We start from the raw sequence: 13,524 nt of genomic DNA, 5'->3' as shown, positions 1-13,524 counted from the left end.
ATAGTGAATTTTGGGCAGTTGGACAAATAAAGGAAAAATCGTGTTATAATTAACTTTTGTTTGGAATGATAAAAAATATAAAAAAGTTAATTTTATATATATAGAAGGGAATTAAAAAATATGTATTTACAATTAGGATCGATTGAACAGGTAACTGTTTTACGCGAAACGGAAATCGGCTATATGGTTGGGAATGAAGAAGAAGAAATCTTCTTACATAAAAACGAATTAGTTGGAGAAATTGCAGAAGGCGATACGATTGATGTATTCTTATACCTTGATCACCAAAATCGTATTTCAGCAACAATGAAGGAGCCGCTTATTACAACTTTTGATTGGAACTGGGTAAAGGTTGTAGAAGTTATTCCTAGTTTAGGTGTGTTTGTTAATATTGGTGTATCAAAAGATATACTAATCCCAGCTGATGAGTTCCCGATTTATATGCCAGTATGGCCAGAGGTTGGAGACGAATTATATTGTACGTTAAAATTAACGAATCGTGATCGCCTTATCGCTCTTCCCGCAAGAGACAGTGATATGCAAGAAATTATCGTAGATGCGACGCCATCTATGCGTAATAAAAACGTAAATGGACGTGTGTATCGTTCACTTCAAGTTGGTTCATTCATATTAACTGATGAGCATTTCCGTGCTTTCTTACACCATACTGAAAGAAAAGAACAAGTCCGCATCGGTGAACGTGTAACGGGCCGTATTATTGATGTGAAAGATGACGGTACAATTAACATTTCACTTCTTCCTCGTAAAGAAGAAGGAATGGAAGATGATGCTACTGTAATTTATGCATATATGGAAGAACGAGGCGGAGCAATGCCGTTTTGGGATAAGAGCCACCCAGAAGACATTAAAGAACGCTTTAACATGAGTAAAGCTGCATTTAAGCGCGCACTTGGTAAGTTGATGAAAGAAGAAAAGGTTTACCAAGAAGAAGGTTGGACTTACTTTAAGAAATAAAGTGAATGAAAAAAGAACTATTTTTTCTCTAAATTTTTAAGAGAAGAGATAGTTCTTTTTTATTATAAAGTAGATAAAAAGTAAATAAGGTGTAATAAAACGTTTAATCTACAAATATTTTACTGTATTTATAAGGAAAAAGGAATATAAAATGGTAAATTGTCGGAAAATATACATTTTTAGAAAAAATGTCATAATATTGTCGTTTTTATGTTGAAGCCCCTTGGAAAATTCTTTAAATTGTTAATTGTAAGAATAAAACCGATGCGAATTAGGGGTGAATGTATGGAAAAGAAGCAAGTTAAGAAAAAGTGGTATAGGTACTTCATGCAGCTTATGGTAGTTGCATTAATTGTTACTTCTATACCGATGAATGGACTGGCGGAAACGGTACCGCCGTTTACACCGTCGCCAAATTCAGAACCGAGTCCACAAGTAGAACAGAAAGACGAGAAGGAATTACCAGCTCCACATCCAGATCAGATAAAACAAAAAAATGCGAATGCAAAAGCTAAGCCGACTGAAGTTGTAGAAGAACGGACGGAGACAGAAAAGGTTTTTGATAATCAAGATGGTACGTTTACTAAAAAAATATATACGGAACCAATTCATGCAGAAAAGAATGGGAAATTAGAAGAGGTTTCTACTAATTTAGTAGAATCACCAGATAAAAAAATCGTAACAGAAAATACAGCATTAAAGCCGAAGTTTGAGAAAGTAGTAAAGGATGGAAAGTATGTTCAATTCGAAGTGGATGGACATACGATTCAGTATGAATTGACAGGCGCACGTGGTGAGAAGGGTGAATTAAAACCGACAGCTGTTACAGCGTCGCATGAAGAGAATACAGTATGGTATAAAGGGATTTTTCCAAGTATTGATTTAAAAAGTACAACATTTAATGAAAATGTAAAGGAAGACTTCGTTCTTCATCAATATACAGGGCATCACATTTTTTCATTCGAATTACAGACAGATTTACAGCCGAGTTTAAAAGAAGATGGTTCTATTATTTTTCAAAATGAAAAAAAGGAGAATGTATTTGTACTACCAAAGCCTTATATGGCTGACTCAAATATTAATCAGGAATCCGGAGAAGCTGTTACATCTCAAGATGTGAAATATGAGATAACTCCTGCTGGGGGGAAGAAATACAATTTAACAGTTACTGCAGATCCAAAATGGTTAGAATCAGCCGAACGTAAGTATCCTGTTTTTATAGATCCCTCGGTTACGGTAAGGGGATTTGAAAATGCGTATGCATCAAATGCAGATCCTAATATTAATTATTCAGGCGGTAGTTTATGGGATGAAGGACAAAAGGCATATACGTTAAAAGTCGGTTATTTTAATGCAGGAACAGGCACAAATGATGCTTTTATTAAACCTGATATTTCTAATTTAAAAGGCGCAACAATTCAAAGTGCAACATTTCATACGTATGCTATATGGCATTATTACGGGGATAGCCCAAATGGTGTATGGCTTGATGAAGTAACGGGAAATTGGAATGTTTCTAATATTAATTGGAGTAATAAGCCAGGATCAAATAATATTGCTCAAACAAATGTAGGTCGGGGGAAGTGGGCGCAATTTAATGTAACAAATACAGTAAAAGCGTGGGTAGATGGAACGAGACCGAATTATGGATTCAAATTACATGCTAACGGAAATGGACAGACGCATTGGAAGAAATTTGTCGCAGCTCAAAATGGTTCGAATGCGCCATATTTAGCGGTTAATTATTCATATGAAAAATTGAATAAACCGAGGGTACAAGCGTATTCGAATGGAACTGGAAGTGAATCAGGGCATTTCAATATACAATGGGACGCAGTTCAAGGTGCAAAAGGATATAAAGTTGCCATTTTTAATGGATATGACTATGAATATATTCCTGTCGGAAATGTAACAAGTTGGAGTACGAAAGATAAGAAAATCTTCCCTACACAAGATGAAATAAATGCAGGGAAATTTGAGTTTCATAAAGATGGAAAGGGGACGGATTTTTCCGTAAGCCCTGGCCCAATATACAAAAATGCTTATTTGGCAGGTAGCCCATATGGGGATTATAGTTCAGCTCGTGGGTACTGGATTCGAATTGTAGCGGAATATCCATACGGTGATAGTCCGCTGTCTGATGAAACAGTTTCCTATGTTCCGCTAGAGCAAGTAAAGAGGCCATCTGGATCAGCTTATACAAATGGGCCGGGTAGTAATACAGGATATGTATCAGTAAAGTGGGATCCTGTACCAGAGGCAAGTGGTTATAAAGTATGGATTTATAACGGGAAAGACTATGAAGCATTTGATGTTGGTAATACAACAACTTGGACAACGCAAGGACAAAATATTTGGCCGACAGAAGCGGAAATTTCTAGTGGGAAATATCAACTTCATCATGACCAAAAAGGAAATGAGCTTTCGCTAGATCCATCTCCAGTCTACCGCAATTCTGGTGGTATATATGGTGGTTCCAAAAACTATTGGCTCCGGGTAACAGCGTATAGTAAAGCGGGTCATGCAGAAAGTGAAATTTCACAAGAGTTTACACCAACTTTTTCGAATGAAGTTTCTTGGCTTGGCACGAAAGATTATTGGGCGGCAGTGAATGTAATTGGCGGAAAGGTTACTGCTATTAATGGAAACTTTGTTATGGATGAGACGGATTTTAATCTGTCTGGAAAAGGCCCGAATGTATCTATTGATCGAACGTATAATAGTCAAGATACCGGAACTGGTTTATTCGGAAAAGGCTGGCATAGTTCATTAGAAGAAGTGATTAAAGAAGAATCTTCTGGAAATATTTTATATACAACGAGAGACAAATCCACATTACTATTTACTAAAACAGGTGATAATCAATATCAAGCACCTAATGGTATTCATTTAGAAGTAAAGAAAATAGCTGATGGATTTGAATTAAAAGATAAAGATCAATCTGTTATAACATTTTCAAAGCAAGGAAAAGTACAACAAGAGAAAGATAGCTTTGGAAATGTTGTGAAGTATGAATATGATACAAATCAAAGGCCGATTAAGATTACAGATGCATCAGGACGTACTATTACTATTACGTATACAGGGAAATTCGTTTCTCAATTTATAGGGCCAGAAAATAGAACTGTAACGTTCGAATACGAAAATGATCAGTTAGTAGGATCTACGACACCAGAAGGAAAGAAGTATCGTTATGGCTATGAGAATGGAAAACTACGTTATACGTTTGATCCGAAACATACGGAAACAAAACCATATAAAACGACATATACGTATGAAAATAATAAATTAGTAAAGGTAACAGACCCGCTAGGAAAGGAATCGGTATTATCTTATAACGATGCAGCTAAAGAGGTAACGTTGACGGATGCTAAAGCTCGTAAAACGGTGCATAGCTATAATCAAGCTGGTAATCCAGCAAAAATAGTTGTAGATGCAGAGCAATTAAAGTTAACGACAACATATGAATATAAAGCGAATCACTTGGAGAAAACGACAACGCCTAAAAATCAAGTGGAAACAGTCACGTATGATAACAATGGTAATGTGACTTCTGTAACAGATCCAACAGGGACTGAAAAGTTTGAATATAATAAAAATAATGATGTTATTAAAGCGACAGATGTAGAAGATCGGAAAACTACTATAGCGTATCAACAAGCAAATGCAGCTGTTTCAGAAACAAATCATGTCTCCGAAACAGCTGAAGTAAAACAGTATGATAAATTTGGGAATGTCATTCAAACGAGTAAAAATATTGGTGTAGGAGGAAACCTTCTAAAAAATCCAAGCTTTGAAATGGACACATTACAAAATTGGACAATGGTGAATAAAGATAGTAAGGGCTCTATGACAAAGGATGTGGAAGGAGCACCGGGTGGGCTTGGTGGCTCAGGTTCATTGAAGCTAACTGCGCAAATAACTGGGGCTAGTTCTTGGGGGTATACAGCCATAGCACAGGAGGTAGAAGTAGAACCTAATACGAACTATACATTAACGGGTATGGTGAAAACTACACTGAAAAATGCAGATGCCTATTTTAATGTCATGTTCTTAGATGAAAACGGAAATCCGACTGGTGGAACGGATTGGTTCGACCATCGCTCAAATAATTTAAAATCAGAAAATGGATGGTCGAATCGGCAATTGACGTTTAAAACGACAGATAAGGCAAGTAAAGCAAAAATACATTTAGTCATTGAACATGAAAGAGAATCTGTAAGTGGAGCAGCTTGGTTTGATAAGTTGCAGCTTGAAAAAGGAGATGTATCATCTAGTTTTAATCCAATTGTAAATAGTAGTTTTGAAGAGTATTCGGAAACTGGATCTGTTCCGAATTGGACTAGAAATTGTCCGGAAAATTGTAATCGAAAAGATATAGCAACAGAAGGATTTCATGGTGGTTCTTCTATTGTATTAGAAAACTTACAATATAATCAGAAGGACATTAGTTACCAAAGTCGTGTTGTACTAAATCAAAAACAAGAACAAAACTTAACTTTAACTGCTATGTCAAAATCCGAGAAAGTAGAGAATAGTGCAGGAGAAAAATTATCGAAAGATTATGCAGTACGAGCAGATGTAACGTATCAAGATGGTAGTACTGCCAATTTTACAGCTATGTTTCCGAATGGAACGAATGATTGGAATCGTAGTGCGGTATTCATTCCAGCGACAAAGCTGATTAAACATATCGATACTTATTTGTTATTTAGAAATGAAAACAAAGGAAAAGTATGGTTTGATGATATTCGGTTATTAGAAGGGAATGTGCTTGTCAAAAATGAATATGACAACGATGGAAATGTAACAGCTTCGTATGATGAAGAAGGAAATAAAATAGCCTTTTCTTATGATGGAGTCGGAAATAAAAAGTCAGAAACCGATGAGAGAGGGAATACAAAATCTTTCGATTACAATAAAGATAATCAACTTAAAAAAGTGACATTAAAAAATGGAACTTCTGTTGGTTATAATTATGATCATAATGGCAATACAACTGAAAAATCTATAATGTTTGGTGGGAAAACACAAACACACAAATATGAGTATGATGTAGATAATAAAATTACAACGTATATCGATGCGTTAAATCGCCGCATTGAATATGAATATGATGCAAATGCAAATAAGACAAAAACGAAAATGCCAAATGGCTCACTGATTGAATGGGGTTATGATACAGCGGATCGCATTATGGGTGAAAAGCGAAATGGAAAAGATGCCTTTACATTCGAACGCGATGCTAATGGGCAAGAAACGAAAGTGAAAGATCACGTAAATGGGGTTGAAAAAAGCAAAACATATGATACAGCAGATCGGATCACGAGTATAACGGATAGCCGAGGTGGGAAAATTGATTGGGCATATCATGATAAAGCAAATAGCAAAACAGAAAAGTTAAAAGAACAGTCAATTACACACGGTGGGTATAACAGTAAAATAAAATATGAATATAATGCTTTAGATCAAAACACATCTGTTTGGGATGAAATGTGGGCACATTATAATTTCTATTATGATGAGAACGGCCACGTACGTACGTATATCGCACCGAATGATGCTAGTGCAACGTATAATTATGATCAAACAGGGAAACTATCAGATTTAGCTATTGCAACACCAAAGCAAATGTTACTATTAGAGAAATATGAGTATGACAAAACAGGAAACCGTACGAAGATTAAACATGAAAGTCCTGATGGGAAAATAACGGAAACAAATTATGTATATGATCCAATTAATCAATTATTAAAAGAATCTACACCAAATGGAACAGTTAGAGACTACACGTATGATGGATTTGGCAATCGTACGAGTGTGAAAGTAACAGAAAATGGAAAAGAAACGAAATCAGTAATCGCAACATTTAACGAAGGAAATCAACTTCTAAAATTCGGAAACGAATCGTTAACGTATGACGCAAATGGTAACCGTACATCTGATGGGAAATACACATACACATGGAACGAAGCAGACCAACTTGTTGCTGTAACGAAAAAAGGGGAAGCCAAACCGTTCGCAACATATAAATACGACAACGAAAACCGTCGTATTGAAAAGAACGTAAACGGACAAGTAACCCGTTACTTCTACGACGGTGACAGCATTAACCCGCTATACGAAACAGACGGGAACGGAAAAGTCCTCCGTCAATACGTTTACAACAAAGACGGCGTCCGCCTAGCAATGAAAATACAAGGTCAATCGGTATACTACCACTACAACCCGCGCGGTGACGTAATAGCAATGACCGACAAGGACGGACAAATAGTCGCAAGCTATGAATACGATGCATGGGGGAACGTCTTAAAGAGTGAAGCAAAAGGAATCGCAGCGGACAACCCATTTGGATATGCGGGATACATGTATGATAAAGAAATTGGGATGTATTATCTGATCGCGAGATACTATAACCCAGAGCATGGTGTGTTCTTATCGGTGGATCCGGATCCGGGTGATGAGGATGATCCGGTTACAATGAATGGATATACGTATGCGGACAATAATCCGGTAATGATGGTGGATCCGGATGGGCATTGGGCATATCGTCCTTGGGGAACGACACAATTGTGGGTTTATGATAAGAGAACGGCTTATGCCAATGATAGGGGAGTAAGAGCGGGAATAAAAAGTTGGGTTGAGAGCTATGGTTTCAATTTTTCTGGAGCTGGTAACATAGCGGGGAAGGTTATGCCTTTTGGAATAGCTGGATATGCAGGTTGGTCTGGATCTATAAAACAATCCAAACAAAAAGCAGGTAGCGTAAAAGTTGGCAATCGAGTCGGAAAACATGTAGTTGTGAATAATGCGAAAAAAACAGCGACTAAAGCACTAATTATGAGGGGGAGTAAGGCTTTGGGGGTATATGGATTTCTTCCAGATGCAGGAGTATTTTTAGATGGATATTATAAAGGGTATAAAACAGCATATAAAAATTATAATCCTAAAAGAAACTCTAAGAAAAGTAAGAGATAGGAGCGGTATATGTCTAGTAGTGAAATTATTTATGGTGTTTTTGCTTTTGGCTGGATTATATATGCTGTAATTATTACTTGGAGGGCAAAAGAATATAAGAGATTGAGTGTAGTGTTAATATTATTAGTTTATATGATTTTGATAGCTTTTACTTCTTATTTTGATTTTTTTAGTTGGAAGGTTAAATGTTTAGTTGTATTTTCTTTATGTGTGCTTTTTATCGTAGCTGGCTTTTTTGAAAAAGAAAAGTAAAGTTGACTCAGTGTATCTCAAAATTTAAACAGTTAGTTTAATTTTGGGGTACACTTTTTTATTTAAAATAACACCTTCATTCTTTAAGAATAGAGGAGGATAAAAGATACATGGATAAAGAATATGAACAACTAATAGTTAGGAGCTTTTTCCAAAAAAAAATCCAGGATAGAATTATTTTTGAACTAACTTCACCCCAAAAAAGAATGAAGGCATTAGGTCGTCTGGCGCATAATTATGATACTATCTTAAATTCTATGTATTTTGAAGCTATTCCAAAAAATATGGTATACGCTGAGGGAATATCAACTCAATTAAAAAAATATGGAGCAAATGATTTTTGTTACGTAATGTCCCTTATTAGTGAAATTGATGGGAGTTTTATGAAATTAGAATGTGCAATAGAAAAAGTTATGTGGCGTGGTTTACCTTGCTTAATTTCATGCATACCGAATAAATTATTATATTTTCAATCTGAGCAGGTGAGCGGTCCCCCTGAAAGATATATTCTACGTAAAAGTTGAATAAACTAAAAAATTCATTTCTATAAAAATATATACAAGGCACAAGAAATAGTGACACCATCAATACATTATATGAATTATATGGAAATGGAACTATACTTTGTCAATATGTATATGCTACAAGTGGCACGCGCTTTGCTATGGAATCGCAAGGACAATCGGTATACTACCACTACAACCCGCGCGGTGACGTAATAGCAATGACCGACAAAGGTGGGCAAATAGTCGCCAGCTATGAATATGATACATGGGGTAACGTCTTAAAGAGTGAAGCAAAAGGAATCGCAGCGGACAATCCATTCGGATATGCAGGATACATGTATGATAAAGAAATGGGTATGTATTACTTGATCGCTCGTTACAGCAATCCAGATCATGGTGTGTTCTTATCGGTGGATCCTGATTCGGGTGATGAGGATGATCCGGTTACAATGAATGGATATACGTATGCAGACAATAATCCGGTAATGATGGTCGATCCTGATGGGCATTTAGCGTGGTTTATTCCAGTCGCTGTACACGGGGCGAGAATCGCTGCTCCGCATGTAGGTCGTTTTGTTGGTAAACAATTGGCTAAGCGTGCTGTAAAGCGACCATTAAAATACAAAAATACGAGAGCAGTAGCAGGTAAAATTACTGGATATACAAAACATGGCATAAATCAAGCAATTAGTCGTGACGGTGTAGGAGTATCATCTAAGGCCATTTTAAATGCTGTTAAAACTGGTAAAAAAGTTATACAAAGTGGTGGTAGAACTAAATATACTAGTAAACAAGCTGTAGTAGTTTTAAATAACAAAGGTAAAGTAATTACAACTTTTGCTAAACGTACAAAATACACAAGGAAAGGAAGAAAATAAGTTTGTTTAAATTAAATAAAGAGATGCAGATTTTATTGAAACAGACATTAGAATCACAAAAAAAAGATTTACTATGGCTAAATATCTATGAAGACCTAAGTGTGATAGAAACTGAAAAAATAAATGAATTGAGAGATATTATAGCAGATGAATTAATAGAGAAAGGTTTTGATGAACGAGACAATATAAACGATTTGGGAAGAGCATTAGAAGAGCTAATTGATAACTTAGGAAAATTAATACCTTAGAAAATGTTAAGATGTATTGCGAAGTTTTTAGCAGATGGAAAGTTCCATTAATTACAGAATTAAAGATTATATAACTTTTAATAATGCGCTTAATACCAGCGTAGCTATGATTAGAGTCAAAGTAATTTCTTTTGTAACAAAAATGATTGAGTGCTGTGAAAAGTAGTTATGCGGGCTTTGTTGGATTTGGAAATATAATGAATAAGGTGCTAGCCTTTGGTGTTGGTGCAACTTATGGATGGAAATCATCTAGAAGTAACTCAAAAAAACAAATCGCAAATTTATCGCCGGGACAGCGCGTTCAAAAGCAGCAAATACTAAAAATGCAGTGAAATTAGCGGCTAAAGGAGCGTTATTCACTGGTAGTAAAGCTGTTGGCGGGATAGGGCTGATTCCGGACATGGCGGTTTTTGTAGATGGGTATTATAAGGGGGATAAAAAAGGATATAAAGATTATAAGCCGAAAAAACTAATTCTAAGAAAAGAAGGAGATAGATTAGTAAAATGGAGACGACACATACGATGACTGGTGTATATAATGTTGTTTTTATTGTAGCATTATTGGTGATTATGTTAAAAAGGAAAAACTATCTAGTTACAATAGTGTTAGTAGTAAGTCTCATATATACAATTCTAGTAAGTTTTACTTCATATATGTCGTTCTTAGGTTACACAATTAACGTGATAATTGTAATTTTTCTGGGGATTAGTTTTATCTTAGCTAGTATTTTTGAAAAAGAAAAGTAAAGTCTATTCGGTGTATTTCAAAACCTAAACAAATAGTTTAATTTTGAGATACACTTTTTTATTTTAAATTACTTATTCTTCTATGACGGTAATAGAACCAATCCATGAGGAGAAGGGAGGTATGATAATGCAAGATAATGTACTAGAACAATTAATAAAAAGACTTTCCGTATTATCCCCTGAAAAAGAACGTGAAATATTAGCGGTCGATTTAAATGATATATATGAGAGTAGTAAAAGTTTTGAAAAATTACTTGAAAATATTATAAACTCTCAGCAATCTAAAGAAGACTTAATAGATGGGCTAATTGAAGTGGAGATAGAATTAGATCACATCAATTGGCATTATAAAAGCGTGAAGACAAAGTTGAAAATATTGATGAAAGATTAAAAAGCACGATCTTATTTAATTAAATAAGATCGTGCTTTTTTAATTCCCTTGCTCATGCGCAAGAGTAAACGTATCTTCCAATTCACTATCGTTTATTTTAATATTTGCCTTTTTTAATTCCTTTTGTATTAACTTATGACTGAATGTAGGGTCGGCAATACGTTCTGCTTCTAAGTTTTTACGGATGGAGTCTTTCACTTCATCGTAAGGTTGTAAATCTTTTTTATCAGTTAATTTAATAATATGATAACCGTTTGGTGATTTAACGGGATTGCTAATTTGTCCGACTTTTAGTTTATAGGCAGCTGTTTCAAATTCAGGCGCCATTCTGCCTGAATTGAAGTATCCGAGGTCTCCACCTTTATCTTTTGATAGTAGATCTTGCGATTCTTGTTTTGCTAATTCTTCAAATGAAGCGCCAGCATCTAATTTTTTCTTTATTTCTTTCGCTTCATTTTCGTCACTTACTAAAATATGACTCGCTTTAATTTCTGGTTTATAGTGGTCTTTCACGTCTTTTTCTGTAACACTTTTCTTAATTGCTTCATTCATAGCAAGTTTGAACTTAATTTGATTTTTGAAATCAGCTTCATCTTTTAAACGATTGTTTTCGAGTACTGCTGTGAATTGATCTCCATATTGATTTTTCGCTTTTTGTACTTCTTTATCTACATCATCGTCAGATACTTTATATTTTTTCGTGATAACGTCTTGTGCCATCATTTCGTATAGCATGTCTTTTCCGTAACGATCTTTCAACTGTTTTTCGAAGTCGCTCTTCGTAATGGTTGAGTCTGTTGCTGTAGCGACTGTAGCTGAGCTGTTTTTTTGTCCACAAGCAGCTAGCATTAATATACTTATTAGTGCAGTAATAATGAAAATGTGTTTTCCTCTCATGCCAACACCTCATCCGAATATGTTATCGCTATTGTAGAATATAGAAGTGAACATGAAGTGAATTTTTAATGTTTTTTCCCTGTAAAATGTAAAAAAAGTACATCAACAATATTGTTGATGTACGATGGGATCAAAGGTGATCAGTCTTTTTAGAATAGGCACGCTTACCTTGCTGAATATTTTTTTGTTCTTGCTCATTTTTTTGTGTACGCTTTGCATTATTATCGCGTGCTTTTTTGTCGTTATCACTCGTATGTGGCATATGTATCAACTCCATTTCTAACCGTTGTACGTTTATCATTTCCTTTTTCGTAAAGACTATGTATAGCAGTGCATTCATGAATAATAAAGGTGGATTAGAAATGGATTTCAAGTTGAATTATACCGAACTTATAAAGAAGTTAATCGTTGTAATTGTCGCAGGTTTGTTAAACGCGATTGGAATGAATTTATTTTTAACGCCAGCGAAAGTGTACGCGAGTGGCTTTGCTGGATTGTCTCAATTGTTATCACAAATATTAGGGGACTTTTTATCTATTCACATATCAACGGGGGTATTGTTTAGTTTGTTTAATATTCCCGTCGTTATTTTAGCGTGGAAAAAGGTTGGAAAGGCCTTTACTTTTTTTAGTTTTCTTTGCGTCATATTTATGACTTTGTTTCTAGAAATCATCCCGGTTAGAGCGGTTTCGAACGATATTATATTAAATGCGATTTTTGGTGGGATTATTTCAGCGATTGGGGTAGGGATTGCGTTGAAGTGGGGGGCTTCTACAGGTGGTTTAGATATTATCGCCATGATTTTATCAAAGATTAAAGATAAGCCTGTCGGTACGTATTTTTTCTTCTTTAATGCACTGATCATTATTGCGGCTGGCTATGTGTATGGATGGGAAAAAGCATTATATACTTTGGTGACTTTGTATGTGTCAACACGAATTATCGATGCGATTCATACGCGTCATGTGAAGATTACAGCACTGATCGTTACGAAGAATGGGGCAGATGTACGAAAGGCGATTCAGTCTCGCTTAGTGAGGGGGATTACAACTATACCAGCAACAGGCGCTTATACAAATGAAAATAAGGAAATGTTAATGATTGTTATTACGCGTTATGAGTTATATGAATTAGAAAGGGTTATTAGGCAAGTGGACCCAGGTGCATTTACAAACGTATTACAGACGGTTGGGGTGTTTGGCTTGTTTCGAAAAGATTAAAGAGGACCAAAGCTGGTCCTCTTTTTTAATGTAAATTCGTAATATTTTGCAACTGCTCCTGCATTTCACGTAGCTGAACTTTTTCAGCTGTTGAAGAGTTTGCATAAGCAGAGTGCAAAGCGTTTTTTGCTCTATATACGAGATCTTGTTGCTCAGTACCGCTTGAACAAGTGACGGCATTTGCAACGGCATCTCTAGCTTGTTGGAATAGTAAGTTCCCCATTTAAACCCCTCCAAAAGAAGAGTTACTTCTCGCTTTTTCTGCCTCAGCTAATGTACCACGGTACGGGAATCTTGCATCATGCTTCATAACAGCATCGGCTCCTTGTTGGATAAAACGTTTTGATTTGTTCTTTTTACCCATTCGAAAAACCCCCTTTATTTAGCTGAAAACAATCGACGCGCTGACTTTTGCGTCTAATCATAGTATGA

14 protein-coding genes are annotated in these 13,524 nt (G+C 35.6%); 10 read left to right on the top strand and 4 right to left on the bottom strand.

Features of this window, described 5'->3' with window-relative positions:
- Positions 1 to 120: 120 nt before the first annotated feature.
- The 9 genes from ACLBWW_RS09205 (at position 121) to ACLBWW_RS09165 (ending at position 10,975) form a co-directional block, all read left to right on the top strand.
- Entirely contained in the window at positions 121 to 975 is an 855-nt protein-coding gene (locus ACLBWW_RS09205) for a CvfB family protein (protein ID WP_048545203.1), read from the top strand.
- A 285-nt stretch (positions 976 to 1,260) separates the two neighbouring features.
- Positions 1,261 to 7,953, top strand: coding sequence for a DNRLRE domain-containing protein (locus ACLBWW_RS09200; RefSeq protein WP_447613999.1), 6,693 nt, complete (start codon positions 1,261 to 1,263; stop codon positions 7,951 to 7,953).
- 9 nt (positions 7,954 to 7,962) lie between these two features.
- Positions 7,963 to 8,205 (top strand): hypothetical protein, encoded by a 243-nt coding sequence (locus ACLBWW_RS09195; protein WP_048545189.1) that lies wholly within the window; start codon positions 7,963 to 7,965, stop codon positions 8,203 to 8,205.
- 110 nt (positions 8,206 to 8,315) lie between these two features.
- Positions 8,316 to 8,729: a hypothetical protein gene (locus ACLBWW_RS09190; RefSeq protein WP_447613998.1), complete on the top strand. Its 414-nt coding sequence runs from the start codon at positions 8,316 to 8,318 to the stop codon at positions 8,727 to 8,729.
- 140 nt (positions 8,730 to 8,869) lie between these two features.
- Entirely contained in the window at positions 8,870 to 9,589 is a 720-nt protein-coding gene (locus tag ACLBWW_RS09185; protein ID WP_447613997.1) for an RHS repeat-associated core domain-containing protein, read from the top strand.
- Positions 9,590 to 9,591: 2 nt separating this feature from the next.
- The gene (locus ACLBWW_RS09180; RefSeq protein ID WP_098047557.1) at positions 9,592 to 9,837 is read left to right on the top strand and encodes a hypothetical protein; all 246 of its coding nucleotides are present in this window, start codon (positions 9,592 to 9,594) and stop codon (positions 9,835 to 9,837) included.
- 197 nt (positions 9,838 to 10,034) lie between these two features.
- The gene (locus ACLBWW_RS09175; RefSeq protein ID WP_447613996.1) at positions 10,035 to 10,169 is read left to right on the top strand and encodes a hypothetical protein; all 135 of its coding nucleotides are present in this window, start codon (positions 10,035 to 10,037) and stop codon (positions 10,167 to 10,169) included.
- Positions 10,170 to 10,341: 172 nt separating this feature from the next.
- The gene (locus ACLBWW_RS09170) at positions 10,342 to 10,584 is read left to right on the top strand and encodes a hypothetical protein (protein ID WP_447613995.1); all 243 of its coding nucleotides are present in this window, start codon (positions 10,342 to 10,344) and stop codon (positions 10,582 to 10,584) included.
- Between the two features lie 127 nt (positions 10,585 to 10,711).
- On the top strand, positions 10,712 to 10,975 hold the full coding sequence (locus tag ACLBWW_RS09165; protein WP_141497522.1) for a hypothetical protein: 264 nt from the start codon (positions 10,712 to 10,714) through the stop codon (positions 10,973 to 10,975).
- A 39-nt stretch (positions 10,976 to 11,014) separates the two neighbouring features.
- Here the strand turns inward: ACLBWW_RS09165 and prsA are convergent, their stop codons facing one another.
- Both prsA and ACLBWW_RS09155 read right to left on the bottom strand, forming a co-directional pair.
- Complete coding sequence (prsA, locus tag ACLBWW_RS09160) at positions 11,015 to 11,872, bottom strand: peptidylprolyl isomerase PrsA (protein ID WP_048545182.1); 858 nt, start codon at positions 11,870 to 11,872, stop codon at positions 11,015 to 11,017.
- Positions 11,873 to 12,002: 130 nt separating this feature from the next.
- Entirely contained in the window at positions 12,003 to 12,134 is a 132-nt protein-coding gene (locus ACLBWW_RS09155) for a DUF3941 domain-containing protein (RefSeq protein WP_001120851.1), read from the bottom strand.
- Positions 12,135 to 12,234: 100 nt separating this feature from the next.
- Between ACLBWW_RS09155 and ACLBWW_RS09150 the strand changes: the two genes are divergently transcribed.
- Entirely contained in the window at positions 12,235 to 13,092 is an 858-nt protein-coding gene (locus ACLBWW_RS09150) for a YitT family protein (RefSeq protein WP_048545180.1), read from the top strand.
- A gap of 25 nt (positions 13,093 to 13,117) precedes the next feature.
- Here the strand turns inward: ACLBWW_RS09150 and ACLBWW_RS09145 are convergent, their stop codons facing one another.
- Together ACLBWW_RS09145 and ACLBWW_RS09140 are read right to left on the bottom strand one after the other, a co-directional pair.
- Positions 13,118 to 13,315 (bottom strand): DUF3813 domain-containing protein, encoded by a 198-nt coding sequence (locus tag ACLBWW_RS09145; protein WP_046957006.1) that lies wholly within the window; start codon positions 13,313 to 13,315, stop codon positions 13,118 to 13,120.
- A complete protein-coding gene (locus ACLBWW_RS09140; protein WP_000516816.1) occupies positions 13,316 to 13,456 on the bottom strand; it encodes a hypothetical protein in 141 nt (46 codons plus the stop codon).
- Positions 13,457 to 13,524: the final 68 nt, after the last annotated feature.

This window comes from Bacillus sp. M5A3_1b (assembly GCF_053345335.1).
This window is presented reverse-complemented; position numbering and strand designations above follow the sequence as displayed.

What these genes read in the sequence shown, in the direction of transcription:
- ACLBWW_RS09145 (WP_046957006.1), bottom strand. Translation starts at nt 13,315, where the DNA reads ATGGGGAACTTACTATTCCAACAAGCTAGAGATGCCGTTGCAAATGCC.
- prsA (WP_048545182.1), bottom strand. Translation starts at nt 11,872, where the DNA reads ATGAGAGGAAAACACATTTTCATTATTACTGCACTAATAAGTATATTA.
- ACLBWW_RS09205 (WP_048545203.1), top strand. Translation starts at nt 121, where the DNA reads ATGTATTTACAATTAGGATCGATTGAACAGGTAACTGTTTTACGCGAA.
- ACLBWW_RS09200 (WP_447613999.1), top strand. Translation starts at nt 1,261, where the DNA reads ATGGAAAAGAAGCAAGTTAAGAAAAAGTGGTATAGGTACTTCATGCAG.
- ACLBWW_RS09195 (WP_048545189.1), top strand. Translation starts at nt 7,963, where the DNA reads ATGTCTAGTAGTGAAATTATTTATGGTGTTTTTGCTTTTGGCTGGATT.
- ACLBWW_RS09165 (WP_141497522.1), top strand. Translation starts at nt 10,712, where the DNA reads ATGCAAGATAATGTACTAGAACAATTAATAAAAAGACTTTCCGTATTA.
- ACLBWW_RS09150 (WP_048545180.1), top strand. Translation starts at nt 12,235, where the DNA reads ATGGATTTCAAGTTGAATTATACCGAACTTATAAAGAAGTTAATCGTT.
- ACLBWW_RS09175 (WP_447613996.1), top strand. Translation starts at nt 10,035, where the DNA reads ATGAATAAGGTGCTAGCCTTTGGTGTTGGTGCAACTTATGGATGGAAA.
- ACLBWW_RS09155 (WP_001120851.1), bottom strand. Translation starts at nt 12,134, where the DNA reads ATGCCACATACGAGTGATAACGACAAAAAAGCACGCGATAATAATGCA.
- ACLBWW_RS09140 (WP_000516816.1), bottom strand. Translation starts at nt 13,456, where the DNA reads ATGGGTAAAAAGAACAAATCAAAACGTTTTATCCAACAAGGAGCCGAT.
- ACLBWW_RS09170 (WP_447613995.1), top strand. Translation starts at nt 10,342, where the DNA reads ATGGAGACGACACATACGATGACTGGTGTATATAATGTTGTTTTTATT.
- ACLBWW_RS09190 (WP_447613998.1), top strand. Translation starts at nt 8,316, where the DNA reads ATGGATAAAGAATATGAACAACTAATAGTTAGGAGCTTTTTCCAAAAA.
- ACLBWW_RS09185 (WP_447613997.1), top strand. Translation starts at nt 8,870, where the DNA reads ATGGAATCGCAAGGACAATCGGTATACTACCACTACAACCCGCGCGGT.